The 25,935-nt window shown below is 52.7% G+C and carries 22 protein-coding genes; 19 read left to right on the top strand and 3 right to left on the bottom strand.

Annotated elements, in window-relative coordinates; genetic code table 11:
- Nucleotides 1-9 precede the first annotated feature (9 nt).
- Nucleotides 10-1,449, bottom strand: coding sequence for a PTS cellobiose/arbutin/salicin transporter subunit IIBC (gene ascF / locus ACXI0A_RS22415; RefSeq protein WP_476147066.1), 1,440 nt, complete (start codon nucleotides 1,447-1,449; stop codon nucleotides 10-12).
- 255 nt (nucleotides 1,450-1,704) lie between these two features.
- On the opposite strand from ascF, the gene ACXI0A_RS22410 reads away from it, so the two are divergent.
- From ACXI0A_RS22410 to ACXI0A_RS22395, 4 genes are all read left to right on the top strand, one after another.
- Nucleotides 1,705-2,718, top strand: coding sequence for a LacI family DNA-binding transcriptional regulator (locus ACXI0A_RS22410; protein WP_224933144.1), 1,014 nt, complete (start codon nucleotides 1,705-1,707; stop codon nucleotides 2,716-2,718).
- A 129-nt stretch (nucleotides 2,719-2,847) separates the two neighbouring features.
- Nucleotides 2,848-4,962, top strand: a complete 2,115-nt coding sequence (locus ACXI0A_RS22405; RefSeq protein ID WP_476147067.1) for a TonB-dependent siderophore receptor — start codon at nucleotides 2,848-2,850, stop codon at nucleotides 4,960-4,962.
- A gap of 11 nt (nucleotides 4,963-4,973) precedes the next feature.
- Nucleotides 4,974-5,981, top strand: a complete 1,008-nt coding sequence (locus ACXI0A_RS22400) for an ABC transporter substrate-binding protein (RefSeq protein ID WP_476147068.1) — start codon at nucleotides 4,974-4,976, stop codon at nucleotides 5,979-5,981.
- 334 nt (nucleotides 5,982-6,315) lie between these two features.
- Complete coding sequence (locus ACXI0A_RS22395) at nucleotides 6,316-7,374, top strand: acyltransferase family protein (protein ID WP_476147069.1); 1,059 nt, start codon at nucleotides 6,316-6,318, stop codon at nucleotides 7,372-7,374.
- A 41-nt stretch (nucleotides 7,375-7,415) separates the two neighbouring features.
- On the opposite strand, the gene ACXI0A_RS22390 is transcribed toward ACXI0A_RS22395, so the two are convergent.
- Entirely contained in the window at nucleotides 7,416-7,739 is a 324-nt protein-coding gene (locus ACXI0A_RS22390) for an AzlD domain-containing protein (protein ID WP_476147070.1), read from the bottom strand.
- Nucleotide 7,740: 1 nt separating this feature from the next.
- The gene (locus ACXI0A_RS22385; protein WP_476147071.1) at nucleotides 7,741-8,481 is read right to left on the bottom strand and encodes an AzlC family ABC transporter permease; all 741 of its coding nucleotides are present in this window, start codon (nucleotides 8,479-8,481) and stop codon (nucleotides 7,741-7,743) included.
- Between the two features lie 104 nt (nucleotides 8,482-8,585).
- On the opposite strand from ACXI0A_RS22385, the gene ACXI0A_RS22380 reads away from it, so the two are divergent.
- The 15 genes from ACXI0A_RS22380 (at nucleotide 8,586) to ACXI0A_RS22310 (ending at nucleotide 25,918) form a co-directional block, all read left to right on the top strand.
- Nucleotides 8,586-9,419: a helix-turn-helix transcriptional regulator gene (locus tag ACXI0A_RS22380; RefSeq protein WP_224933149.1), complete on the top strand. Its 834-nt coding sequence runs from the start codon at nucleotides 8,586-8,588 to the stop codon at nucleotides 9,417-9,419.
- 18 nt (nucleotides 9,420-9,437) lie between these two features.
- Nucleotides 9,438-10,490, top strand: coding sequence for a helix-turn-helix domain-containing protein (locus ACXI0A_RS22375; protein ID WP_476147072.1), 1,053 nt, complete (start codon nucleotides 9,438-9,440; stop codon nucleotides 10,488-10,490).
- A gap of 296 nt (nucleotides 10,491-10,786) precedes the next feature.
- The gene (gene glyA, locus ACXI0A_RS22370; RefSeq protein WP_476147073.1) at nucleotides 10,787-12,088 is read left to right on the top strand and encodes a serine hydroxymethyltransferase; all 1,302 of its coding nucleotides are present in this window, start codon (nucleotides 10,787-10,789) and stop codon (nucleotides 12,086-12,088) included.
- Between the two features lie 41 nt (nucleotides 12,089-12,129).
- On the top strand, nucleotides 12,130-13,380 hold the full coding sequence (locus ACXI0A_RS22365; protein ID WP_224933151.1) for a sarcosine oxidase subunit beta family protein: 1,251 nt from the start codon (nucleotides 12,130-12,132) through the stop codon (nucleotides 13,378-13,380).
- 23 nt (nucleotides 13,381-13,403) lie between these two features.
- Nucleotides 13,404-13,772 carry a sarcosine oxidase subunit delta family protein gene (locus ACXI0A_RS22360; protein ID WP_476147074.1) on the top strand — a complete coding sequence of 123 codons (369 nt, stop codon included), beginning with the start codon at nucleotides 13,404-13,406 and terminating at the stop codon, nucleotides 13,770-13,772.
- Entirely contained in the window at nucleotides 13,769-16,807 is a 3,039-nt protein-coding gene (locus ACXI0A_RS22355; RefSeq protein WP_476147075.1) for a sarcosine oxidase subunit alpha family protein, read from the top strand. Before ACXI0A_RS22360 ends, ACXI0A_RS22355 begins: the two co-directional genes overlap by 4 nt.
- Nucleotides 16,800-17,438 (top strand): sarcosine oxidase subunit gamma family protein, encoded by a 639-nt coding sequence (locus ACXI0A_RS22350; protein ID WP_476147076.1) that lies wholly within the window; start codon nucleotides 16,800-16,802, stop codon nucleotides 17,436-17,438. The genes ACXI0A_RS22355 and ACXI0A_RS22350 overlap by 8 nt, the downstream gene beginning before the upstream one ends.
- 81 nt (nucleotides 17,439-17,519) lie before the next feature.
- Nucleotides 17,520-18,386: a formyltetrahydrofolate deformylase gene (gene purU, locus ACXI0A_RS22345; RefSeq protein WP_476147077.1), complete on the top strand. Its 867-nt coding sequence runs from the start codon at nucleotides 17,520-17,522 to the stop codon at nucleotides 18,384-18,386.
- A gap of 12 nt (nucleotides 18,387-18,398) precedes the next feature.
- Nucleotides 18,399-19,433, top strand: coding sequence for a helix-turn-helix domain-containing protein (locus tag ACXI0A_RS22340; RefSeq protein WP_476147078.1), 1,035 nt, complete (start codon nucleotides 18,399-18,401; stop codon nucleotides 19,431-19,433).
- 336 nt (nucleotides 19,434-19,769) lie between these two features.
- On the top strand, nucleotides 19,770-20,012 hold the full coding sequence (locus tag ACXI0A_RS22335) for a hypothetical protein (protein ID WP_476147079.1): 243 nt from the start codon (nucleotides 19,770-19,772) through the stop codon (nucleotides 20,010-20,012).
- A 188-nt stretch (nucleotides 20,013-20,200) separates the two neighbouring features.
- Nucleotides 20,201-21,247, top strand: a complete 1,047-nt coding sequence (locus ACXI0A_RS22330; RefSeq protein ID WP_476147080.1) for a nitronate monooxygenase — start codon at nucleotides 20,201-20,203, stop codon at nucleotides 21,245-21,247.
- A gap of 389 nt (nucleotides 21,248-21,636) precedes the next feature.
- Complete coding sequence (locus tag ACXI0A_RS22325) at nucleotides 21,637-23,154, top strand: PRD domain-containing protein (protein WP_476147081.1); 1,518 nt, start codon at nucleotides 21,637-21,639, stop codon at nucleotides 23,152-23,154.
- The gene (locus tag ACXI0A_RS22320) at nucleotides 23,138-23,617 is read left to right on the top strand and encodes a fructose PTS transporter subunit IIA (RefSeq protein WP_476147082.1); all 480 of its coding nucleotides are present in this window, start codon (nucleotides 23,138-23,140) and stop codon (nucleotides 23,615-23,617) included. Before ACXI0A_RS22325 ends, ACXI0A_RS22320 begins: the two co-directional genes overlap by 17 nt.
- A gap of 23 nt (nucleotides 23,618-23,640) precedes the next feature.
- A complete protein-coding gene (locus ACXI0A_RS22315; RefSeq protein WP_476147083.1) occupies nucleotides 23,641-25,095 on the top strand; it encodes a fructose-specific PTS transporter subunit EIIC in 1,455 nt (484 codons plus the stop codon).
- Nucleotides 25,058-25,918, top strand: a complete 861-nt coding sequence (locus tag ACXI0A_RS22310) for a ketose-bisphosphate aldolase (RefSeq protein WP_058961368.1) — start codon at nucleotides 25,058-25,060, stop codon at nucleotides 25,916-25,918. The genes ACXI0A_RS22315 and ACXI0A_RS22310 overlap by 38 nt, the downstream gene beginning before the upstream one ends.
- Nucleotides 25,919-25,935 lie beyond the last annotated feature (17 nt).

Genomic DNA, 25,935 nt, shown 5'->3' with positions numbered 1-25,935 from the left:
CTCAGTTAATCAATTCACATTGACGGCTTTAGCGGCATCCACAACCGGTTTAGGCTGTGCTGTTTCACTCACCGGAATATCTTCAAAGCCAAGAATCAGCGTCAGAACAAATGAAAGCACCACCGACAACACCATCACGCCACCGACCCACACAATGCTCATCGGATTGGCGGGATCAAAGAACTGCACACTGGTGAACAAGCCGGGTGAGGCCATGGAGTGGCTGGCGAGTCCGCCGATGCCGGCCACTGCGCCACAGATAAATCCGCTAATCAGGCTGGCTATCAGCGGTCGTTTAAGGCGCACTGCAACGCCATACAAAGCGGGTTCCGAAATTCCGGCCACAATCGCTGAGGCGGCTGCGGCAAACGCGGTCTGACGCAGTTCCGGATTTTTGGTTTTAAAGGCCACGGCCAGCGATGAGCCACCGAGGGACAGATTGGCGCCGATTTCAGACGGCATCACCATGCCTTCTTTGCCGGTTTCTGCGATGGTCTGAATGATGGTCGGGGTGAACACGCGATGCATGCCGGTCATCACCAGAAGTGGCCACAACGCGCCCATGATCGCCACGGATAACCAACCCAGATAGCCATGAATGGTGTAAACCAGCGCTGAAATGCCGCTACCAATCCAGATGCCGAGCGGACCAATCAGCACAATGGCAATCGGTGCGGCAATCAGCACAATCAGCATCGGTTTGAGGAAGTTTTTGGTGACCGCAGGCGTAAAGCGATCAACCCAAAATTCGATGTGCGACAGGATCCACGTCATCACCAGTGCCGGGATCACGGTGTAAGTGTATTTCACCGCCGTCACCGGGATGTAGGCAAACTCCACAGCCTGGCCTTGTGCCGCTTTGGCCATCAAATCAATAAAGTTGGGATGCACCAGTACGCCGGCAATCGCAATCGCCAATGACATATTGGTTTTGAATTTCAGTGCCGCCGAGGCAGCCACCATCACCGGCAGGAAGAAAAAGGCACCGTCACCGATCACATTCAGGATCACTAGCGTAGACGAACCTTTCGCCAGCACGCCGCTCATCTCCAGCACCATTGCCAGTAGTTTCACCATCGATCCACCGATGATCGCCGGGATCAAGGGCGACATGGTGCCTACCAGCGCATCAAGAATCCCCGCACCAATACTGCGCAGGGTGATTTTACGTTTCACCGGGGCGCTGTTGTCGCCATTGGGGGTACCGAGTTTAAGCACCTCCTGATACGCGAGGTTGACGTTATTGCCAATGATCACCTGGCATTGGGTATCGGTATGCACCACGCCCATCACGCCCGGAATCGCTTTCAGCGTGGCGTTATCGATCAGGGCAGCGTCCCGGAGTACGAAGCGCAGGCGCGTCATGCAGTGGGTAACGGCTTCGATATTGGTTAATCCGCCGAGCGAAGCCACAATGGCGCGTGAAACGTCAGCATAATTTTTAGCCATGGATTGTAGGTCTCTGATTTTTATTGAGTAGGGGTACGTTTGCTCGCATATCTATTGCGAGTCATGAGAAACCGGTTTCACAAAATCATGAATATGAAGTTAAGGCCAATCAAGAGATTTAAATTTTGATATTTAAAAATGTGATGTTGATCGATAGTGAAGTGAAGGGCCGGCAAACAGCACCGTGAAAAAAATCTCCGCATAATTCGCGACTTAGGTACACTTCAGCGATACAGGCGTAAATCAGAGTGAAATATGGCAACCATAGTTGAGGTGGCGAAGGTCGCAGGCGTATCTAAAGCCACGGTTTCCCGTGTGCTGTCCGGCAACGGTTATGTCAGCGAAGAGAAGCGTGAATTGGTATTTAAGGCCATCGCGGAAACCGGCTTTCGTCCCAATTTACTGGCGCGCAATCTGGCAACCAAGTCGAGCCAGACCATTGGCCTGGTGATCACCAACACCCTCTATTCCGGCAGCTACTTTACCGAACTCATGCAGCATTCGGCCCGACTGATGGAACAGCAGGGACGACAACTGCTGTTGGTGGATGGCAAACACAGCGCGGAAGAAGAACGCGCCGCGATCCAATTTCTGCTCGATTTGCGCTGTGACGGCGTCATCATCTATCCGCGCTTTCTCACCATCGAAGAAATGGATGCGATCATTGATCAGCACTCGCATCCGATTCTGGTGATCAACCGTCGTTTACGGCAACACGACAGCTACTGTATTTACGCCGATCAGCAACGCACCAGCGCCGACGCCGTTGAAGCGTTAATCAAACTGGGCCATCGCGACATTGCCTTTATCACCGGTTCGCTCGATTCACCCACCGGCCGTGAGCGCCTGGCGGGTTATCAATCGGCGCTGGAAAAACACCAGATTCCACTGCAGCAAGCGTTAGTTATGGAAGGGAAGTGGCAGGCGCAAAACGGCGTGGCGGCGGTGGAAACATTGATAAATCAGGGCAGTCATTTCAGTGCGCTGGTGGCCAGTAATGACGATATGGCGGTGGGGGCATTAAAAGCGCTGGCAGCACACAGCATTGCGGTTCCCGCTCAGGTCTCCGTTCTGGGGTTTGATGATATTCCGCTGGCGCCCTTTACCGTTCCCTCGCTCTCCAGCGTGAAAATGCCGGTGACCGAGATGATTCAGGAAACGTTAGAGCGGCTGATCTCGATGCTCGACGGAGGCGAAATGCGCAATCGCCAGCGCTTCTCGGGTGAAGTGATAATGCGAGAATCGATTGGTTCAGGCCCCTTCGCCTGATCAAAAACGATGACGGATCAGTAATATAACGCTGATAAACAATAGGTTGACGAATTTTATCGATATATAATCGAAAATATAGCGCTAGCTTAACGCGCGCATCCTTTCGTTAGTCATCCTGGAATTGTCATGTTTATCAAACGTATTACCCTGGTGAAAACAGGTATCACCAGCGCCTTGTTATTGTCCGCCGTTCCGCTGTATGCCACATCTGAGCAACCGACCATTGCGGTGACTGCCTCGCCGAATCAAACCCCTGCGGAAACGGATAAAAAAGCAACACTGGGTAATCTCGGTAAACAGGAAGTGCGCAACACGCCCTGGTCGGTGCAAACGGTGTCACCTGAGTTGATGAAGCGCCAGCAGTTCAAAAGCGTCAGCGATTTGTACCGCTATATGCCATCAGTGCAGGGCGATGGTGCGCGCCCGCAAACGCGGGGTATGCAAGGGAGTGTGGTGCAGAACAGCATGATCGATGGGCTGAATGTGGTGTCGACCACCGACTACGCCGCCGAACAGTTTGATCATATTGAGGTGCTGAATGGTCTTGCCGGATCCTTATATGGCCCGGCCAATCCGGCAGGTCTGTTCAATTTCGTTAGCAAACGCGCCAGTGACACACCGCAGCATTCTATTACCCTGGGCGCGGGGACCGGATTAACTCATCAGCTTGCCGGTGATTTCAGCGGACCGCTGGATAGCAATGACCGTCTGCGTTATCGCCTTAATTTCCTCGATGATGAGGGCGATGGCTATGTGAAAGGCAGTAAAGTTCGCCGCCAGCTGTTTAGCCTGGCACTTGATGCCAATCTGACCGACCAAACGGTGCTGGAAACCAACTTCAGCTATTACCATTTCTACGACAAAGGGCTGCCGGGGAAATTTGCGCTTGGCAAGGGGTTATCATTCCCCTCTGCGCCCGATCCGAAAACGGCGCATCTGGGGCAATCTTATGCGGGTGATGACAACCACACGCTGACCGCTGGCCTGCATCTCAAACATGATTTCGACGGAAACTGGCAGGGTGAAATCGGTGTTCTACGCCAGATTGCCGACCGTGAATCCACGGCGGTGACCAACACCTTTACCGACAGCCGCGGCAATTACACCACAACCACCTCTTCTGCCACCGCCAGCCGCTTTACGATTAATAGCTACATGGCGAATTTGAATGGAGAAGTGGATACCGGCTGGATTCATCATCAAGTCTCAACCGGGCTGCGCGGTTTTGTCTGGAAGAATTACAATCCTCGCAACGGTGCTTCCTCGATCCTGGGCAGCGCTTCGCTGGATGATCCCCAGGCGTTCGCCGAGCCGGATTACCCGGATTTTACCGATCGCTACCATTCCGCCACTGCCAGCCAGCATGCATTCTTGCTCAGCGATAATCTGCAGTTTTCCCCGCAATGGAGCCTGTTACTGGCGGGCAGTGAGAGCCTGCTCAGCTCCTCCAACTACAGCAAAACAGGCAGTCGCAGCAGCAACTCTGCTAACCGCGGATTCAGCGGTTCCGCCAGCCTGATGTATAAGCCGGTTGATCCCCTGACGTTGTATGTCACCTATGCTGACAGCCTGCAACAAGGGGACACCGCACCGGCCACGGCCAATAATGCCGGTGCGATTCTGGCGCCGTATCGCAGCCGTCAGGTGGAAGTGGGCAGCAAGCTGGCAGTGAATAAACTGCTGCTGACCGCCGCGCTGTTCCAGATTAAACGCCCGTTTGCGTATACCAACGCCAGCGGTGATTACGCCATTGATGGCGAACAGCGTAACCGTGGGCTGGAACTGATGGCGGATGGTGACCTCACCGATCGTCTGCATCTGTTTGGCGGCATGACGTGGTTAGATCCGCGCCTGCTGGACACCGCCAGTACGCAAACCGATGACAAGCAGATTGTTGGGCTGCCGCGCTACACCGCCAGCCTGTTTGCCGCTTACGATTTACCGATGATTAGCGGTACCGATATTCATGGTGGCATCCACTATGTTGGTCGTCGCACTACCGACAATCAGAATGACGGTTGGGTGAGCAGCTATACCACGCTGGATGCCGGAGCCGCCTATAAGACCCGCATGTTTGATACCGCCACCACGTTCCGTCTTGATGTCACGAACCTGACCAACCGCCATTACTGGACCAATATCGTGCCAGGCGGTTTAAACGGATACAGCGGTGCAGGCTATGCCAGCGCTTCCCTCGGTGCGCCGCGTATGGTGCAGGTCTCCATGCAACTTAACTTCTAAGGATGCAAACGATGAGCAAAATGTGGCGTCGGCTATTACCGATGTTGATGATGAGTACACTGGCTTCAGCCCAAACGGTGATCGATGACACTGGCAATCATGTCGAAATCAGCAAACCGGCGATGCATATTGCTGACGCCTGGTTTGCGCATCACTCGTTGTTGATGACGTTGGGCGCGGGGGATCGCATCGTGGCGACGGTGAATCATCCTGCCGATCGTCCGTGGATGTTTAAAGTTCAGCCATCCCTGAATCAGGCGTTGCAGGCGAAGGGTAAAACCTTCGCCAGTGAAGCACTGGTAGTGCGCAACGTTGACGCCATCTTCGTGCCAGCGAATGATCCTGATGCAGAATCGTATCGACTGGCGGGTATCCCGGTTCTGGCAATGAACTTCGATGATTTTGCTTCCATGAAGCGTTCACTGATCACGACGGCGCAAGTGGTGGGTACGCCAGAGGCGGCGAGGCGAGCAGAAGCTTATAACCGCTACCTCGAGCAGCACATTGCTGATATCAGCGGGAAAACGGCGGCTCTAAGTGAGGCACAGCGACCACGGGTGTTGCACATCCAGTCGCTGCATCCACTGAAAGTCGATGGGCGCGATACACTGATTGATACCTGGATTAATCTTGCCGGTGGTCGAAATGTCGCTGCAGGCATTGTCGGCAATATGAAGCCCATCTCGCCTGAAGAAGTGATTCGCTGGAATCCTGATGTGATTATTATCGGTGCGGGCGCCGGATCGCTGGCAGATTCCGAGTTTAAGACGTTGTTTGGCAGCGTAAAAGCCGTTCAGCAACATCGTGTGTGGCAGAACCCGGCAGGGGTGTTCCCGTGGGATCGTTACGGCACCGAGGTCGCGTTACAGATTCAATGGGCCGCAAAGCAGTTGCATCCGGCGTTGTTCCCTCAGCTTGATTTGGTGAGCGCTACGCAGGCGTTTTACCGACAGTTTTATGACTATTCACTGACGGCGGGTGAGGCGCAGCGAATTTTACAGGCGCTGCCGCCGGAGTAAATCGCATTTTTTTATAATGTCATTTTCAATTGATTAACGCCACTGTTGAAATGCCATGAATAAACCCGTTAACGCTCAACTTATGGCGGGTTTTTTCATTAGCCAATTTAAGAGTTTTTAAAAAAATTGAGGTGTCATGCGCACTGGTTTATATAGGGGGCTTTATGTGCTCCATACTGGATTGGTAAGTCCAGTGAAAAGTAACACTTGATAATTTATACATTAACAAAATGCGTATTAAGAAATATTTTAATCAGACTAAGTCTTATTGTGAGTAAAGAACTGTCAGTGCTAAGTTGAATTTACACATCCGGACATCTTTCCTGAGGGAATTATGCACGCACGCATCAAGCATCTTGACGGAATGCGCGGTTTAGCCATCTTAATGGTGATTGCTTACCACGCCTATGCACGTTGGCCAGAACTCTTGTCCTATGCAAACCTCACACAACATATTCCAGTTTTTTCTTTCGGTTGGCTTGGCGTAGAGTTATTTTTCATGATCTCCGGCTTTGTCATATTTATGACGCTGGATAAGTCAGAGAGCTATATCAGCTTCCTGAAAAAACGCTGGCTGCGACTGTTTCCGGCGATGTTGATTGCCAGCTTACTACTCTTTGCTTTGGGTGGTTTTTTCCCGGAGTGGTCGGCTATGACACCCTATGTCAGGAATCTGCTGCCTGGACTGATCTTCACCAACCCTGAAACGCTGACGCAAATAACTGGTATTGAATTTAAATCGATGGCGGGTTCTTTTTGGTCGCTGTACGTTGAAGCGGTATTCTATCTGATTATTGGTGCCATCTATTTTACCCTGGGACGGAAGTATTGCCTGCCGGGCTTGCTGGTGCCCATGTTACTGCTATCCGCCTCCTCAGTATTAAAATCTTTAGGTCATCCCATTTTTATTGATGTTATTTCGAAGTTTGGATTTATTCACTACGCCTGGTTTATGGTGGGTTGCCTGGTGTATGAAAGAATGCATGGCCGTGATAAAGCACTACATTATGCGATTGTGGCTTTTGCGATGCTGATTAATTTCAGCTATTACGTCAAGAATGCCGGGGTGATGACGGTGATCCCGCTGCTAATAGTGATGTTGTTCTTTATTGCCAGTTTTTATTCAAAACAGCTGGAGCGTCTGTTATCACTTCGATTCTTCACCGCGATAGGTTTTGCCAGCTATGCGTTTTATCTGATTCACGAAAACCTCATGATTGCCATGCTGATTAAACTTAACGTGCATATCAAAAGTGAGATGACCATGTTGCTCATGCCAATAGTGGTCGCCACCGGGCTGTATTATCTGGCCTGGTTCATCACTAAATACCTCGAACCGGCGTTGAGAAATATGTTGAAGGGCAAGCGGACACCGGCACCAGAGGTGGGGTAATAAAATGGGTGCGGTGTGAACCCCGCACCCATTGCTTATGGCTACAAACCAAACCCGTAACGCAGCGCAGTATACGCCACCATGCTTGCAAGGACGGTGGCGAACAGGCCGCGCGTGACGATGCCGGTGATCGCCGCAATCAGCGCCGCCAGTAACGATAAACTCAAGCCTGAAGCGGTTAACGCCGGTTTTTCGATCAACTCGGCTGTGACAATGGCCGCCATAATGCCCGCCGGGATAAAGCTCAGCCACTGTTGCGCCAGCGGGGCGAGTCGGAAGCGGGAAAGCAGCAAAATCGGGCCAACGCGCATCACCGCTGTGATCAGTGCGGCAACCACAATGGTCATCAGGACATTACGTTCCATGTTATTTCCCCTCCTTGTATTTCATGCGTAACAGCAGCGTGGCCAGACTTGCGGCCATCGAGGCGGCGATGATCACCACCACGCTGAGATCGAGATGTCCCGCAGAGAAAAAGGTCACCAGCACCGCCACTACAATCGCCAGCGTCTCCAGCCATTTGCGGCGGCTGGCAAACCACGTCATTAAAATCAGCCCGATAAACATCGATACCAGACTAAAACTCAATCCGGCCATTAGCGATTCAGGGACGGCAGAGGCGGCATAAGCGCCAATCACACAGGCAATAATCCAGTTCAGCCATGCGGGCAGGTTGAGACCAAACATCCAGGCGAAAGCAATTTTGCCATGCTGGCTGCCGTGCTGGACCGCGACGCCGAAGGTTTCATCGGTGAGCAGCAGGCCGCTGACGACTTTCTGCCAGCCGCTTTGGCCGCGGAAGAACACGCTAATCGCTGAACTCATCAGCAAATAGCGCAGGTTCACCAGCATCACGCTCAGCACCACCGAAGTCATTTCCGCGCCTGCTGCCCACAGCGAATAAAATAAGAACTGCGCTGAACCGGTGTAAAGCAACGTCGCCAGCAGCGCCGTTTGCAGCACGGAGAAACCGGCCAGCGTACCAATGGCTCCGGCAGCAAAACCGATGCTCAGATAACCGGGCACGGTAGGTAAACAGGCGATAAAACCCGCGCGAAAACTCAGTGGATCGCTGTGTTTCGGCAGGGTGTGACTATTCAACGACATGACAATTTTCCAAAACCTTCTCAACAGATGCACCATTTTTAAGCCACGATGCTCAAGGCTATAGTAAAATCCTGCTCCCGGAGTACATCAGCGAAGGAATTGTGATGCAGGAAAAACGTGATGACATCAAATTGTGGCGTGACGGCGCTATGCACGGCGGTATGGAAATCCTGCGCGCACGCTGCTACGAGCACAGTTATCCGCCACACTTCCATGACGAATTCGTGATCGCGGCGTTTGCCCGAGGGGCACAACGTACCCGCATTTGCCGTCAACAGGGCATTGCCGCCGCAGGTACGGTGATGGTGATTTTGCCGGGAGAAGTGCACACCGGTGAAGCGGTCCAACGTGATGAAGGCTGGGACTACTGCGCGTTTTACCCTTCTGCCGCACTGGTCAATGAGATTGCGGAGTCACAGATCGGCGGCAAAGGCGAACTCAATTTTGGTGCGGAAGGGATGCGTTATGATCCGCAGCTGGCGCAGCAGATGCTTCAGGCTTCCGCCGTGATGCAGCAAAGTCCTGACGCAGTGGAAAAAGAGTGTGCGCTGTTTCAGGTGCTGAGCACGCTAATCCGTCAACACGGCGAACGCACGATAAAAGGGGGCGAGCGGCACGCTTTACGCGCCGATATTCGGCAAGCGATCGATTTTCTGCATAGCGATTATCACCAGCCACTGTCGGTCAATGAAATCGCCGCCGTCGCCGGGTTAAGCGAATACCATTTTATGCGCACCTTCCAGAAGCTTACCGGCTTATCGGTACATCAATACCTCACGCAAATTCGCCTGATGCGGGCAAAACGACTGCTGTCGAGTGGCTTCGATGCCGCGCACACCGCCAGTGAAGTGGGCTTCTTCGATCAAAGCCACTTCATCAAGAAATTTCGCGCCCATTTTGGCATTACGCCGGGTGCATTTGCGGCGGCATCGCAGTGATGGAAAGAGGATCTTGCCATGAATTCCCGTAACAAACCCAATGAACAGGCGACGCCGTTTTCGGTCGGTTTCGTCCTGCTGAACCGCTTTACGCTGCTGCCGTTCGCCGCATTTGTTGACTGCCTGCGCCTCGCCGCCGACGAAGGCGATCGCAGCCGTCAGTTGCGCTGTAGCTGGACATTTATGTCCAGCTCAGGCAGTGAAGCCACCTCAAGCTGTGGTGCAGTGATTTCACCCTGTGAAGCCCTGAAGAATCCGGAACATTTTGACTACATCGTGGTGATTGGCGGGGTGCAGGATGAGAAGGACAAAACCGACCATCGCGCGCTGGATTACATTCGCCTCGCCGCGCAGTTTGGCACGCCATTGGTCGGCTTATGCACCGGTGTCTTTGCATTGATTCAGGCTGGCGTCATGAAGGGAAAACAGTGTTGCGTGAGCTGGTATCACCATGGTGATTTACAGCGGCGTTTTCCCGATATCACGCCGGTTGCGGATCGCATCTTTGTCGATGAAGGCAAACTGATCACCTGTGCGGGTGGGGTGGCGGCGGCAGATGTTGCCGCGCACCTGATTGAACGCCATCTGGGCCGCGCATGGGCGATAAAAAGTCTGCATATCATGCTGATTGATGAAGCGCGCACCACGCATCATCCGCAGCCGCAGCCGGTGATCTTCGAAAAAATAAAAGATCGCATGGTGCGAAGTGCCGTTGATGTGATCTCCCAACATATGGGCGAGGTGATTTCGGTTGAGCAACTCGCTCAGCGCCTCAATACCTCACGACGCAATATTGAGCGTAAATTCAAAGATGAGCTGGGTGTCAGTCCGCAACGTTTCGCGCGGGATTTACGATTGCGCTACGGTTTATGGCTACTGCTGTACAGCGCGAAGACAGTGACAGAAATTGGCGAGCGCTGTGGCTTCTCCGATACCGCGCATTTTTCCCGTCATTTCCGCGATGCCTTTGGTTATCCTCCCAGCCTGGCACGCAAGCAGGCGGCATTGCGCGATCAGCAGCATGTCGATCCATTCTTTATTCATATTGATAGCGCGATTGAAGGGCGTTGATTTTAACGCCTTCGCTTTATTCTTGTTGGAACATCCAATTATTACCCATTGATTTTAAACAATATTTAATCCCGCACTGCTCAATCATCCCTGCTCAGACATCACATTTTCTTATTTAATCGTGATGCACCTCAAACAATACAAATCACCTTCAAAAATTAACTCATTGATAAATAAGAGTTGTCGCGATTTTGTCATATTAAATGTCGCAAACGTTCAAGCTTGCACCCGGCGATATTCAGTAGTGTGAAAACGTACTGAATTTGGCCACCAATCCTGATGATGAGGGTGTAGCAATGAATGCAAACGATTTGAACAGTGCCGATCCACAGCTGTTTGCCGCCGTAGTGGGTGAGCTGGTCCGACAGGAAACACATATCGAATTAATCGCCTCAGAAAATTATGCCAGCTCCCAGGTGATGTCCCTGCAGGGCAGCCAGCTGACTAACAAATATGCTGAAGGCTATCCGGGAAAACGCTATTACGGTGGCTGCGAACATGTCGACACCATCGAACGTTTAGCCATTGAGCGTGCCTGCCTGCTGTTTGGTGCAGATTACGCCAACGTGCAGCCTCATTCAGGTGCTCAGGCGAACGCCGCGGTGTTTATGGCGTTGATCAAACCCGGAGACACCATTCTGGGCATGAGCCTGGCGCACGGCGGTCACTTAACCCATGGCGCCGCGCCGAATGTCTCCGGTAAGCACTACAACGCCGTGCAATACGGTTTGAATGCCGAAACCGGTGAGATTGATTATCAGGAAGTGGAACGCCTGGCAAAGGAGCATCAGCCGAAACTGATTGTGGCCGGTTTCTCCGCCTATTCACGCATTGTCGACTGGAAACGCTTCCGCGAAATCGCCGATAGCGTCGGTGCCTGGCTGATGGTGGATATGGCGCACGTGGCGGGTCTGGTGGCCGCGCGCTGTTATCCCAACCCGTTACCGCATGCACATGTGGTGACCACCACCACCCACAAGACCCTGCGCGGCCCGCGCGGTGGCCTGATTCTTTCGGCGAACGGTGATGAAGCACTGTACAAGAAGCTTAACTCCGCCGTGTTCCCCGGCCAGCAAGGTGGCCCGCTGATGCATGTGATTGCCGCCAAAGCGATGGCCTTCCGTGAGGCGATGGAGCAGGACTTCATTCACTACCAGGCCAAGGTGATCGATAACGCCAAAACCATGGCGAAAGTGTTCATCAAACGCGGTTACGACGTGGTGTCTGGCGGCACCGATAACCATCTGTTCCTGATCTCGCTCATCGGTCAGGAAATTACGGGTAAAGAAGCCGATGCCGCGCTGGGTCGCGCGCATATCACCGTGAACAAGAACTCCGTGCCCAACGATCCGCAAAGCCCGTTTGTCACCTCGGGTTTACGCATCGGCACGCCTGCGGTGACCACGCGCGGCTTTGGCGAAAAAGAGTGCGAAACCCTGGCGGGCTGGATTTGCGACATCCTCGATGTGCTGGCGCTGAAACAAAATAGCGACAACATCGAAGCCTGGGTGCGTTTCAACGTTTCAGAGCTGTGTGCCAGACATCCGGTGTATGGCGAGCATTCACCACAGGCTATCGCCAAAAAAGCCATTGCCTGACCATTTTTCCCGGCTCAGGCCGGGAGTTTTAGGAGACGAGTATGCAACGTTTTTCTGGTTTCGGGCTGATTAGCCACGGACTGAGTTATCACGAAAACTGGCAGCGCATGTGGCGCAATCCCACGCCGAAGAAGTCCTACGACGTCATCATCATCGGCGGGGGTGGACATGGCCTGGGTACGGCTTATTACCTGGCGAAAGAGTTTGGTATCCGTAACGTCGCTGTGATCGAAAAAGGCTGGCTGGGCGGCGGTAACACCGCGCGTAACACCACCATCGTGCGCTCAAACTATTTGTGGGATGAAGCCGCCGCACTGTTTGAACACTCTGTGAAACTGTGGGAAGGGCTGACGCAGGAGCTGAACTACAACGTGATGTTTTCGCAGCGTGGCGTACTGAATCTGGGGCACACCCTGCAGGACATGCGTGATATCCAGCGCCGCGTCAACGCCAACCGCCTGAATGGCATTGACGGTGAAGTGCTGGATGCACGCGGCGTGTTGGATCTTGAACCGCTGCTGGATTGCTCTGCCCGCGCACGTTTTCCAATCATGGGCGCTTCATGGCAACCGCGCGGCGGTGTGGCGCGCCATGATGCGGTGGCATGGGGCTTTGCTCGCGGCGCAGACGCGCATGGTGTGGATATCCTGCAACAAACCGAAGTGACCGGCCTGATGATCCGCGATGGCCAGATTTACGGCGTGCACACCAATCGCGGTGATATCGAAGCGAAGACGGTGGGCTGCGTGGTGGCGGGTAACTCGGGCGTGCTGGCTAATATGGCCGGTATCAAACTGCCGCTGGAGTCACATCCGTTGCAGGCGCTGGTCTCCGAGCCACTCAAGCCAGTAGTGAATACAGTTGTGATGTCTAACCACGTACACGGCTACATCAGCCAGTCCGATAAAGGCGATCTGGTGATTGGTGCGGGCATTGATGGTTACACTGGTTACGGCCAGCGCGGCAGCTATCCGATTATCGAACACACCCTGCAGGCAATTGTTGAGATGTTCCCGGCCTTCTCGCGCGTACGCATGAACCGCCAGTGGGGCGGCATTGTGGATACCACGCCAGATGCCAGCCCGATCATCTCGAAAACCAAGGTGAACGGCCTATATTTCAACTGCGGCTGGGGCACCGGCGGCTTCAAAGCGACACCGGGATCGGCACACGTGTTTGCCGCCAGTCTGGCTAAACGTGAGATGCATCCTCTGGCGGCGCCGTTCTCTATTGACCGTTTCCACACCGGCGCTCTGGTGGATGAGCACGGCGCTGCGGCCGTTGCGCACTGATTATTGTTCGGGAGAAAGACAACATGTTTCATATTTATTGTCCGTGGTGCCAGGAGCATCGCGAAGAAGAAGAGTTTCATGCTAAAGGCCCGGCACATCTGGCGCGCCCGAAAGATCCGGAAGCCTGCAGTGACGAAGAGTGGGGCGATTATTTGTTCTTCCGTGATAATCCACGCGGCGTGCATCATGAACTCTGGGTGCACGCGGTGGGCTGCCGTAAATTCTTCAATATCACGCGCAATACGGTGACCTACGAGATTCTGGAAACCTACAAAATTGGTGAGCTGCCAGGCAAAAGTGTGCAGGCGGAAGTGGTGACCTTACCGGTGCGCCAGGAAGCACGAGAAGCGGCCAATGAGAATGTGAAAGTGCAGGCCGGAGGCGCATCATGAGCCAGGTTAATCGCCTCAAACAGGGCGGTCGTATCGATCGCAGCCGCAAAATCAACTTCACCTTCAATGGTAAAACGCTGGAAGGTTTTGTCGGCGACACCCTGGCATCAGCCCTGATTGCCAATGGCATTGATGTGGTCAATCGCAGCTTCAAATACTCCCGACCACGCGGCATTGTTGCGGCTGGTGCGGAAGAGCCGAACGCCGTCGTACAGCTCGGTGGCGCAGAGCAGGAACAGATTCCCAACGTGCGTGCCACTCAGCAAGCACTCTATCAGGGTCTGGAAGCCGCCAGCACCAACGGCTGGCCCAACGTCGACCGCGATTTGATGGGCGTGGTAGGAAAGATCGGTGGGCGCTTTATGCCGCCAGGTTTTTACTACAAAACCTTCAAACAGCCGGCATCAATGTGGAAAACCTACGAAAAATACATTCGTAAAGGTGCCGGTCTGGGTCGTAGCCCAACCGTCGCCGATCCCGATATTTATGATCACTTCAATCAGCACTGCGATGTGCTGGTGATTGGCGCTGGCCCAGCCGGACTCGCTGCGGCGCTGGCCGCAGGACGCAGTGGCGTCCGTGTGATTTTGGTGGATGAGCAGGAAGAGATGGGCGGCAGCCTGCTCGACAGCCGCGAAATCATTGATGAGAAAGGCGCTGCGCTGTGGGCACGCGATGTCCTGCAAACCTTGCAGGCGCTGGACAATGTGCAGCTGCTGGCAAAAACCACCGCCAACGGCTATCACGACCATAACTTTGTCACGCTACTTGAGCGTCGCACCGATCACTTGTCGATCACCGCGCCAGCCATCAAGGGGCACAAACAGGCGCGTCAACGTATGCACCGGGTGCGTGCCGGACGGGTAGTACTGGCCACCGGCGCGCATGAGCGTCCATTGGTGTACAGCGGCAACGATATTCCCGGTAACTATCTGGCGGGTGCGGTTTCCACTTATATCCATCGCTACGGCGTCGTGCCGGGCAACAAACTGGTGGTCTCCACCAGCAATGATGACGGCTACCGCGCAGCCCTGGACTGGCTGGAGAGCGGGCGTGAAGTGGTGGCAATTGCCGATGCGCGCCCGAGTCCGGACGGCGAGTTAGTCAAACAGGCGCGCCTCAAAGGCATAACCATCATGACCGGCAGCGCGGTGATTGAGGCGCAGGGCGCAACGCGCGTGCGCAGTGTCGATATTGCCCGCATCAATAGTGAAAGCTTTGTGGTGGTCGGTAGCGCCACGCGTCTGGTGTGCGACACCGTAGCAAGCTCTGGCGGCTACAGTCCGGTCATCCATCTCGCATCCCATACCGGCGGGCGTCCTCAGTGGCGCGACGATATTCTCGGTTTTGTGGCGCCGCAGGTGAAAGGGATGATGGTAGTGGGAGGCGCGCAGGGCATCTATAGCTTGCCTGACGTGCTCAGCAGCGGTTTCGAGGCGGGCAAACGTGCCGCTGAAGAGACCGGAGGCACACCTCAGCCGATGGCGCTACCGCAAACACGGGCGCGTCGCGATGGTCCGGCGCTGGCGCTGTATCAGGTGCCACACCTCAAAACCACCATGCGTGCACCGAAACAATTTGTCGATTTGCAGAACGACGTAACGGCCGCCTCAATTGAACTGGCTACACGTGAAGGCTTTGAATCGATTGAACATATCAAACGTTACACTGTCATGGGGTTCGGCACCGATCAGGGCAAACTGGGCAATATCAATGGACTGGCGATTGCGGCGCGCGTATTGAATCGCAGCATTCCTGAAGTCGGCACCACCATGTTCCGCCCTAACTACACGCCTGTAGCCTTTGGCGCGGTCACCGGACGCCACTGCAACGAGCTGTTCCAGCCGGAACGCTATACCGCGCTGCATCAATGGCACGTGGAAAATGGCGCGATGTTCGAGGATGTCGGGCAGTGGAAGCGCCCATGGTACTTCCCGCAGCGCGTCAATGGCCAACTGGAAACAATGCATCAGGCGGTAGTGCGTGAATGTCGCGCAGTGCGAGAAAGCGTCGGCGTACTCGATGCCTCAACCCTCGGCAAAATCGACATTCAGGGGCCGGATGCGCGTGAATTCCTCGAACGCGTCTACACCAACAAGTGGGCCAAACTGCCGGTGGGCCGTGTGCGCTATGGCCTGATGTGCCGCGATGATGGCATGGTGTTTGATGACGGTACCACCAGCTGCCTCGGCCAGAATCACTTCCTGATGACCACCAGCACCGGCAATGCCGCTACCGTACTGGAGTGGCTGGAACTCTGGCATCAAACCGAATGGCCGGAACTGCAGGTTTACTTCAATTCGGTCACCGATCACTGGGCCACCATCACTGTTACCGGACCGAAAGCCCGCGAACTGCTGGCGGAATTCAGTAATATCGATTTGGCGCGTGACAGCTTTAAATTTATGGACTGGCGTGAAGGCAAGGTGGCGGATGTTCCGGCCCGCGTGTTCCGCATCTCGTTCACCGGCGAACTGGCGTATGAAATCAACGTGCAAGCCAACTATGCATTGCATGTCTGGCAGGTACTGTTCGCGCACGGCAAGAAATACAACCTCACCCCTTATGGGACGGAAACCATGCACGTGTTGCGTGCGGAAAAGGGGTTCATCATTGGCGGTCAGGACACCGACGGTTCGATGACACCGCACGATCTCGGCATGGAGTGGTGTGTGGGCAACGACAAACCGTTCTCGTGGATCGGCAAACGATCGCACACGCGATCCGATGTAATGCGCGAGGATCGTAAACAGCTGGTGGGGCTGTTACCGAAAGATCCCAAAGTGGTACTGGAAGAGGGGGCGCAGGTGGTGTTCGATCCGCAGCACGCGATCCCCGTGCCGATGTATGGCCACGTCACCTCCAGTTACTACAGTCCGACGCTGGACAGCGGCTTTGCCATGGCCGTGGTGACACGCGGACATCACCGCATGGGTGAAACCGTCTGGCTTGCCAGTTCAGATGGTCAATTCACAGAAGCCAAAATTGTTAGCTCCGTCTTTATCGATCCTAAAGGAGAGCGCCAGAATGTCTGAGACCCTCACTGCCAACCTCTTTAATACACATCCCGCGACGCCGCTGGTGGGCGAATCTCCGTTGGTGTGGAGCTATATCAAAACGGGTGTTCCCACGGTAGCGGGCGCCTCTGATATCACACTGCGCGAGCGCGCGGACCTCGGTCATCTGACGCTGCGCGGATCGGCAATCGAGCTGGATAAGGCGCTGCGCGCCGTGTTGCATCTCTCTTTGCCCGCTCAGCCCTTATCCCTGACGCAAGCTGGAGAATATAGCGCTCAATGGATGTCACCGGATGAGTGGCTGCTGATTGTGCCGCAGGGTGAAGAGTATGCGATTGAGCAGCAGTTACGTGCTGCGCTGGGCGATGCACATTACGCAATTGTGAACATTGGCGGCGGCCAAACCTTGCTGGAGCTGCGTGGTGATCAGGCAGGCAATCTGCTGAAAAAATCGGTGGTGTATGACGTTCACCCGCAAAACTTCCCGGCAGGCAAAGGTGTGATGACCTGTTTTGCCACTGTTACGGTGATCCTGCGTCGCCCAACGGAAGATCGCTGGGAGCTGGTGGTGCGCCGCAGTTTTGCGGATTACAGCTATCGCTGGCTGCTGGATGCCGGCGCGGAATATGGCATTACCGTGCTGTCCTGATAGGACATCGTCGCCAATTTGACGCGGTGGCCTGAGGGTCACCGCCATTCGGCTCAGTTGCCAATGATGTGAGGGTCTTTTATGAGTCGTAGCAATGCCAACTGGATTTTGACCGCGCAATGCCCGAGTAAACTCGGCAGCGTGGACGTGGTAACGCGCTTTCTTAAAGAACAGCGTTGTTACATCAATGAGCAGCACAGTTTTGATGACAAATGTGCGCAGCGATTTTTCATTCGTACCGTGTTCGAACCGCAGACAGAAAGCTTTGATACAGCGGCATTTCGTGATGAATTCAGCACGCGCGCGGCTGACTTTGACATGTCGTTCGAACTCACCGAACCTGGCTATAAAGTGCCGGTGGTGATCATGGTGTCGAAAACCGATCACTGTCTCAACGATCTGTTATATCGCCATCGCGCCGGTAAGCTGGCCATCGATATCAAAGCGGTGATCTCCAACCATCCGCTGCTGGAGCCCATCGTGGCCTGGCATGGTTTGCCTTACCACTATTTCCCTGTCTCGGCGGCGAATCGTGCGGAACAGGAGCAACAAATCTGGCAGGTGGTGCAGGAGACGGGGGCGGAACTGGTGGTGCTGGCGCGTTACATGCAGGTGATGTCGGGGGAGATGTGTCAGAAGCTGTCGGGTCGTGCAATCAATATCCATCACTCCTTGTTACCCGGATTCAAAGGGGCCAAACCTTATCATCAGGCCTATGACAAGGGCGTGAAGCTGGTGGGGGCTACTGCGCACTTCATCAATGAAGATCTCGATGAAGGGCCGATCATCAGCCAAAAAGTCGAGGTCGTCAGTCATGCAGATTACGCCGACGATCTGGTGGACAAAGGGCGCGATATCGAGCGCTTAACGCTGGCTCATGCGGTCTCGTGTTATGCCGAGCGCAGAGTGTTCCTGTATGAAAATCGCACCGTGGTGTTCTCACGGTAAGGTGCGGTGGAGATGGACAATTATCCGAATCCGACCACTGACGAACAGGCATTGCCGCTGCGGCCTGACATTCGCATCGGCTTTGTGCTGATCAACAAATTCACGCTGCACTGTGTGTCTGAACTGATCGAACCCATCCGCTTTGCGGCGGATGTGTCTTTCCTCAGCCGCCAGATTTTCTGTCAGTGGGAGTGGATGAGCTGCGACAATCAGCCCGTGACATCCAGCTGCGGCTTGCAGATTACCCCGACTGCGTCTTTTAACCTGGACGATCAGTGGGATTACGTGGTGTTCGCCGGTGGCCTGCTTGATGAGACGCGCGATTCGCCAGCGTGGCTGCTGGAGGCGATGCGATCGTTACAGGCGCGACGTATTCCCATCATTACCTTGTGCAGCGCGACTTTTATGGCCGCTCAGGCAGGTTTGCTGGAAGGTAAGAAGTGTGCGATTCACTTTACGACGCGCGATGAATTTCGCCAGCGCTTCCCTTCGGTGACGCCGGTAATCGATCAAACCTACCTGAGTGACGGTGGGGTAATTTCCTGCCCGGTCGGTACCGCTCGCGACCTGGCAATGGATATCATCCTGCAGCACTGTGGTGAGTTGCGGGCGAAGAAAGTGCAGAAGTACCTGCTGATGGAGGAGAGTAAAAAGCGGCAAGTTACCACAGCACGTTCCAGCATGGGTGGGGAGCTAAAAAACTATGATGACGAGTTGGTAAAGCGCACCGTTGTGTATATGCAGCAGCACCTGGCCTCTCCTGAACCGTTGCAAACCCTGACGCATGCCATGCAGATCAACCTTCGTCAGCTGAACCAGGCATTTTTACACAGCACCGGTGATACCGCGGCCGTACACTGGCGCAAAATGCGGCTGGAGCATGCGCGCAAATTAATGACCAGCAGTAATGTGAGTATTAATAGTGTCGCGAAATCATGCGGTTTTTCTGATGCTTCCCATCTTATTTCCTGGTTCCGTAAACAGTATGGTGAAACGCCCGCCGATTACCGTAAACGACGGCGTGATGTCGAACGATTAATACAGTGACGACCGCGCTGTTTATAGGTAAGGCCCACTCGCTAATAGAGCGCGGTGGGCTTTATTATTTGCATGACTCAACCTGATAACACTGATTAGAAAACGCCGGGTTGGATATAAGGAAAAGCATCAATTCTGTCCCATTTCACAAAAATAAGAAAAGGATATGAATGAATTGTTAATGAATTATGGATATGATTTTATTGGCTTTTTGTCAGGGTGGCGTGATTAATATTCTATTAAAGTGAGTTTTTATATTATTTCCACTTTGGCGTCAGGTTGACCCACATCGAGTGCTGATGCAATTATTCCATTACGAATTCACGGATATAATGTGAGGCTGAAATGAAAGGGTCAACCTGTAATCTGATAGCACGCACGGCACTCCCACATAAAGCGTATGGAAGGCATCGCGCGCGCGGAAGTGTGAAGAAAATTGATGTGATATTCTGCGCGGTGAGTAATGGCATAATTGAGAATTCCTACATCAAACCGGGTAAAACTCTGTTGCGTCTCGGCAAGGCACTGTGGAACTTAATTGCCGCGCCCAATGCAAAAGATGAAGAAAAGCGTAAGTTCAATTACTAACTCTTCAGAGGGCGCAACTTGCCCTCTCTGTTTTACCCCCTGCAATTTCCCTTCTTTTTCTCGTCCGGCTTCCCATTCCACGTTGCATGCTGTGCTGTTGAGATTCCTGGTCCAAACTTTGAGTTGATTTCTGTGCCGCAGAAGGGGACTTTATGTTCGCCGAACTGCAAAATCAAAGGAATAGCAACATGACGAACGCTTTGTGTCAGGCGCTTCAGCTGCAATACCCGCTTATTCAGGCCCCGATGGCGGGCGTCTCCACCCCCGAAATGGCCGCCGCCGTCACCAATGCCGGTGCGCTCGGTTCAATCGGTGTGGGGGCATCCACACCCGAACAGGCAGCGGTGATGATCACGAAAACTCAGGCACTCACACGTGGCCCCATCAACGTTAATCTCTTCTGCCATGCACCGGCTGAACGCCACGTTGAGCGCGAGCAGGCGTGGATCAATCGCTTTGCGCCGTTGTTTGCCCGTTATGAAGCCGAGTTACCTGCTGCACTTACCGAGATTTATCAAACCTTCCTGAATAACGATGCGATGCTCAACGTGATTGAGCAGGCGTTGCCAGCAGCGGTGAGCTTTCATTTTGGTATCCCTTCCTCGGCAGCGATTCAACGACTCAAAGCGCGGGGGATCGTGTTGCTGGCCACCGCGACCAGTGTGGCAGAAGCGATGACCATCGCGCGCAGCGGCATCGATTTCATCGTGGCGCAGGGGATTGAAGCAGGCGGGCATCGAGGACATTTTGATCCTAAGGGTTTCGACCATCAAATGTCGACCTTCACGCTGGTGCAGGCGATTCGTCAGCAAACTGCGCATCCAGTGATTGCGGCGGGTGGCATCATGGATGGCGCGGGTATCGCAGCTATGTTGCAATTGGGCGCAACCGGTGTGCAGTTGGGCACTGCCTTTGTGTTATGCCCCGAATCGGCGGCAAACGCGGCTTATCGCGAGGCAATGAAGCAGGCCAGTGCAACCGGCACCGAACTTACCGCTGCGATTTCTGGCCGCCAGGCGCGCTGTTTACGCAATGATTTCTGCGATTTTAGCCGTGACTTCGCCGCCAGTGACGTGCCGGATTATCCGTTGACCTATTCGCTGGGCAAAGCGCTGGCTGCTGCCGCTACAGCGAAACAGCACCACGGCTTCGGCGCGCAGTGGGCTGGGCAGGGTGCAGCATTGGCGCGTGAAATGCCTGCGGGTGATCTGGTCGGGGCATTAATGCGTGCATAGCCAGCTTATAGTTTCTCTATCTGACCGCGAAAAGGCGGTCAGATTTGCGAAAATCCTCTGAACTGTATCGTTAAAGATTTTAATGTCACGCTGGTTCAGCGGGTTGTGAGGTGTAGCGCTTAAACGAGGCATTGCCAGTTTTAATGTCACATTTTTAAAACTTAGATAAGCTTTCAAGCCACCAATTTTCTCAAATTGATAACCCTGTCATTATTAACACGTCATCAGAAAAGCCTGATCTCGCCGACATCTCTCTTTTAAGGGGAACACCCACGGAAAGAAATTTAAGTGTTCAATGATATGTCCACAATCTGTCCATCATTTAGTATTTAAGCCGCGATTGAAACCTTTTATAACGCTATTTATGGAATAGCGCAGGGTCTTCAATAATGACAACACTGAACAAGAGACAAAGCGGAATTATCGATTATCTCGTGGCTGAAAACGATTGGATAGCCGCAAATCGTGTTGCGGAATCTTTTGCGATCTCGGTGAGCACTTTACGCCGTGATATTGATGTGATCAATACGTCTCTTGGTGATCAGAATAGCCACATTAAAAGCAAGCCAGGCCTGGGGCTGCGTTATGATGGCGGTTCACCTTTTAATCGTGGTCAAGTCAGTGTTACAGGAGTAAAGGGTGAGATTTTTTCCACCAAGCGTTTAGTCGGCATTGCGACCGATTTATTAACGCAGTCGCCTCAGCCGATTTCCATCAGTGCGTTGGCCGAAAAATATTATGTGAGTCGCTCTTCCATTGTCGAAGACCTGAAGAAAGTAGAGCTTTGGGTGGCTGGGTTTGCTTTGACAATGGTGAAAGACCACTCCGGCACGCATCTCTGCGGTGACGATCTGAATATACGGATGGCGTTAAAAGAGATTATTACTAATAGTGTGTTCAGCCACTATCAAATGGTAGATAGCCGGATTGACCGTTTTTCTCGCACAAAATTAGTGGATCAATTTGGGAAAGTTAATGTCGAAAATTGTACCTCTTTAATTGGCTCTATCGAAAGTGAACTCTCAATAGCCATCAGTGAACCTTACTACACTAATTTATTCTCTCATCTGTTGGTGACTATTCAGCGCGTCTCTGGCTTAGCGGAGCAACCCACGATCACAAGCTTTCATCGACACAGTTGCAAAGAGTGGATGATCGCAGAGAAAGCCGTGGCATGGCTGGAACAAGAGTACAATTTGCGCCTGCCAGAAATCGAAGTCAGTTATATCTATCAATATATTATTTCATCCGGCCATCATGTATTGAGGGCTGATGCAGCAAGTGCTTTACCGCAACAGGGTGAAGCGGATGAATACGCTTGCAGATTTATCGCCGTCTGCTCGCAGGAACTCGGTCTCAACCTTAGCCTGGACACAAAACTACGCCGTGATTTGGCTCAGCATATTAAGCCGATGCTCAACCGTCTCGAGTATGGCATCGCTATTCATAATCCTCTATTAGAGGACATTAAATCGGAGTTTGGCCGCGCGTTTGAATCTGTCAGATATGCCACGGAAAAACTGAGCGTTAAGTATGACTATCCGACCACTTCTGACGATGAAGTCGCTTACCTCACGCTCTATATTCAGACTGCGTTAGAGAAATTCAGTGCCTGTAAGAATATCATCATTGTTTGTTCCAGCGGCGTTGGCACATCTCAGCTATTGGCCAGCCGTATTAATCGTGCATTCCCTGAGTGGGAAATCGTCGACATTGTGCCTGGAAGCCAGTTGAGTGCCACATTAGGCATAAAAAACTGCGATCTCATTGTATCAACCATCAAATTAGAAGACGTTGAGTTGCCGATTGCCTATGTCTCAGCGCTGTTTTCGAAAAAAGATATTGCAAGAGTTTCTGAAAAGATAATTTCCGCAGAAAATATAAAGGAGAATGATGATGCTCGATAAAGTGGTAGTCTCAGATATTCTTAGCCGCTCCTGCGTTGTTACCGATTTAGTGGCAGGCAATAAGGTAGAGGTGATCGAGTATCTGTCACAATTGCTACTTGCAGAGAATATTATTAGCGATAAATCCCTCTTTATTCGCGATGTATTGGCACGTGAAGAACTTGGCCCAACCGGCTTTGATAATCAGGTTGCCATCCCCCACGGTAAGTCGTCAGCCGTGCGCGAAACGCGTATGGCGGTGGCCCAGCTCCGGCACCCTGTAGATTGGGAAACAGAAGATGACGTTGCCGTCCGCCTGGTTATTCTGTTTGCCGTCAGAAACGCGGACAGCGGTATCGGGCATATTAAAGTATTAGCCAGTGTGTCAGTCGCACTCGGTGATGATGAAATTGTTGAGCAACTTATGCAGGCGGAGAGTAATGAAGCGTTGTACCGCTTAATTGTCAACAATACCGGATTATAAACTTTCCTATCGGGAGTTTTATCATGAGACTCATTGCGATTACCGCCTGTCCAACAGGCGTAGCACACACCTATATCGCCGAAGCGAATCTTAAAAAGAGCGCGGCTAAAATGGGTATAGATATTTTAGTGGAAACCCATGGGGCAGTGGAGAGTGAATACCATTTCACTGACGATGATATTAATAATGCCGACGCAGTACTGATCGCGGCGGATAAAATAATTGATACCGGAAGGTTTAAAGGAAAACGTATATTCAAAGTTCCGGTGGCACGTGCAGCAAAGGATGCCACTGGCTTGTTGAATAATATTCTGAACGGTGCACTAAAACCCGAATTAGCCGGTGAGACCTCCTCAGTCAGGATTGATGATGCACCCAATTTCTCTGGTGGAAAGTCATTAGCCTCTCAACTTTATATCCATCTGATCACTGGCGTGAATCTGATGATCCCGTTTGTGGTGGCTGGCGGGATTTTAATTGCACTCAGTTTCTCATTCGGCATCACGGCCGCTACGCCGGGTGATGCGAATTTCAGCCCCATCGCCAAAATGTTATCCGATGTCGGAGGCGGCGCGGCTTTCGCGCTAATGCTGCCGATATTGTCCCTCGGGATCAGCAAATCCATCAGCGGTAACCTCGGTATTGTTTCTGGCGCGGTAGGCGGCATGTTAGCGGTGCATACCGGCGCTGGTTTTTTAGGTGCCTTGTTTGCAGGGTTTCTCGCCGGGTATACCACGCTTTTTGTCGTAAAATATATTCAACTGCCTAAAGCCTTAGCCGGGCTCAAACCCATTCTGATCGTTCCATTATTGACGGTGCTACTGACCGGAGCATTGATGATTCTGGTTATTGGTCAGCCTATCAAATTGTTGCTAGAGGCATTGACCACCTTCTTGCAAACCATGGGGAATATGAATGCTGCGGTAATGGGCTTAATGATTGGCATTATGGTGGCATTTGATATGGGTGGGCCGTTAAATAAAACCGTCTGTATGTTTGCCATCGGATTAATGTCGACAGGAATCTATGAACCGATTGCGGCCTGTATGGCTGCGGGCATGGTACCTCCGATCGGTATTGCACTGGCGACCACGTTATTCAAACGTAAATTTACGGCGCAAGAGCGTGAAACCGGAAAAGTCACCTATGTATTAGGGCTCTCATTTATCACCGAAGGCGCTATTCCCTACGCAGTTTCTGACCCACTGCGCGTTATTCCCGCCATCTGTGCAGGTTCTGGTTTAGCCGGTGCACTTTCTATGGGGCTTGGCTGTGCTTCTCGCGCACCACACGGCGGGGTGTTCGTACTGTTTATTCCTAATGTAATTACACATGTACTCGCTTATATCTTCGCGATTGCTGCTGGGGCTTTGTTCACTGCAGTAATCCTACGTGTCATTAAAAAAGACGTTAATCAGACCCTGACTGAAGGAGTGAAAGATGTTAATCAACATGAAGAATCTTTTGAGCGTGGCTAAAAATAATAAGTTTGGCGTGGGGGCCTTTAATATCGCTTCAGCAGAATTCGCGCGCCTGGTGATTGAAGTAGCAGAGGAGTTACGTTCACCAGTAATTCTTGAAGTGCATCCGGTTGAGCATGATTTTTGCGGTGATGCCTTTATTGTTTATTTACGCGAACTAGCCGCTAAAGCCAGCGTGCCGGTGGTTATTCATCAGGATCATGGTCAGTCACTGGAACACAATATCAAAGCCATTCAGACCGGTTATACCTCGGTGATGATTGATGCCTCTTTGCTTGCGTTTGAAGACAACATCGCCTTGACGCGAAAAATGACGGAAATAGCGCATGCAGCAGGGGTTTCAGTCGAAGCGGAGTTGGGCACCATCGGCGTTGCTGAAGGCAGTTCGGAAGGAGGGCACAGTGAGATCCTTTATACCGATCCTGACCAGGCAGCACGGTTCGTTAAAGAAACCGGCGTCGATACACTGGCAGTGGCGATTGGAACCTCACATGGCCTTTATCCTGTTGGCAAACAGCCGAAACTGGATATCCCACGACTCAAAGAGATCGCTGCACGCGTGGATATTCCGCTGGTATTACATGGCGGGTCAGGCAATAAAGACAGTGAAGTGGCAGAAGCTATTCAGCACGGTGTAGGGAAAATCAATATCTCCAGCGACATGAAGAAAGCGTTCTTTGTTGCGCTCGAAGATGAGATTAAACGTGGCAGTCATGAACCGAGTGAATTGTTCCTTAAACCGATGGCAGCAGCGAGAGAAGTTGTCGCTCACAAGATGCGTTTATTCTCTTCGGCGGGTAAAGCAGAACTCTATGCCTGAGCCAGGTTAGTCAGTGA

It is taken from the genome of Pantoea sp. C1E2 (assembly GCF_056491465.1).
Note: the sequence above shows the minus strand (reverse complement) of the source record. Positions and strands in the feature narration are given on the sequence as shown.

Coding starts and splice junctions, on each gene's coding strand:
- ascF (WP_476147066.1), bottom strand. CDS start 1,449: ATGGCTAAAAATTATGCTGACGTTTCACGCGCCATTGTGGCTTCGCTC.
- ACXI0A_RS22410 (WP_224933144.1), top strand. CDS start 1,705: ATGGCAACCATAGTTGAGGTGGCGAAGGTCGCAGGCGTATCTAAAGCC.
- ACXI0A_RS22405 (WP_476147067.1), top strand. CDS start 2,848: ATGTTTATCAAACGTATTACCCTGGTGAAAACAGGTATCACCAGCGCC.
- ACXI0A_RS22400 (WP_476147068.1), top strand. CDS start 4,974: ATGAGCAAAATGTGGCGTCGGCTATTACCGATGTTGATGATGAGTACA.
- ACXI0A_RS22395 (WP_476147069.1), top strand. CDS start 6,316: ATGCACGCACGCATCAAGCATCTTGACGGAATGCGCGGTTTAGCCATC.
- ACXI0A_RS22390 (WP_476147070.1), bottom strand. CDS start 7,739: ATGGAACGTAATGTCCTGATGACCATTGTGGTTGCCGCACTGATCACA.
- ACXI0A_RS22385 (WP_476147071.1), bottom strand. CDS start 8,481: ATGTCGTTGAATAGTCACACCCTGCCGAAACACAGCGATCCACTGAGT.
- ACXI0A_RS22380 (WP_224933149.1), top strand. CDS start 8,586: ATGCAGGAAAAACGTGATGACATCAAATTGTGGCGTGACGGCGCTATG.
- ACXI0A_RS22375 (WP_476147072.1), top strand. CDS start 9,438: ATGAATTCCCGTAACAAACCCAATGAACAGGCGACGCCGTTTTCGGTC.
- glyA (WP_476147073.1), top strand. CDS start 10,787: ATGAATGCAAACGATTTGAACAGTGCCGATCCACAGCTGTTTGCCGCC.
- ACXI0A_RS22365 (WP_224933151.1), top strand. CDS start 12,130: ATGCAACGTTTTTCTGGTTTCGGGCTGATTAGCCACGGACTGAGTTAT.
- ACXI0A_RS22360 (WP_476147074.1), top strand. CDS start 13,404: ATGTTTCATATTTATTGTCCGTGGTGCCAGGAGCATCGCGAAGAAGAA.
- ACXI0A_RS22355 (WP_476147075.1), top strand. CDS start 13,769: ATGAGCCAGGTTAATCGCCTCAAACAGGGCGGTCGTATCGATCGCAGC.
- ACXI0A_RS22350 (WP_476147076.1), top strand. CDS start 16,800: ATGTCTGAGACCCTCACTGCCAACCTCTTTAATACACATCCCGCGACG.
- purU (WP_476147077.1), top strand. CDS start 17,520: ATGAGTCGTAGCAATGCCAACTGGATTTTGACCGCGCAATGCCCGAGT.
- ACXI0A_RS22340 (WP_476147078.1), top strand. CDS start 18,399: ATGGACAATTATCCGAATCCGACCACTGACGAACAGGCATTGCCGCTG.
- ACXI0A_RS22335 (WP_476147079.1), top strand. CDS start 19,770: ATGAAAGGGTCAACCTGTAATCTGATAGCACGCACGGCACTCCCACAT.
- ACXI0A_RS22330 (WP_476147080.1), top strand. CDS start 20,201: ATGACGAACGCTTTGTGTCAGGCGCTTCAGCTGCAATACCCGCTTATT.
- ACXI0A_RS22325 (WP_476147081.1), top strand. CDS start 21,637: ATGACAACACTGAACAAGAGACAAAGCGGAATTATCGATTATCTCGTG.
- ACXI0A_RS22320 (WP_476147082.1), top strand. CDS start 23,138: ATGATGATGCTCGATAAAGTGGTAGTCTCAGATATTCTTAGCCGCTCC.
- ACXI0A_RS22315 (WP_476147083.1), top strand. CDS start 23,641: ATGAGACTCATTGCGATTACCGCCTGTCCAACAGGCGTAGCACACACC.
- ACXI0A_RS22310 (WP_058961368.1), top strand. CDS start 25,058: ATGTTAATCAACATGAAGAATCTTTTGAGCGTGGCTAAAAATAATAAG.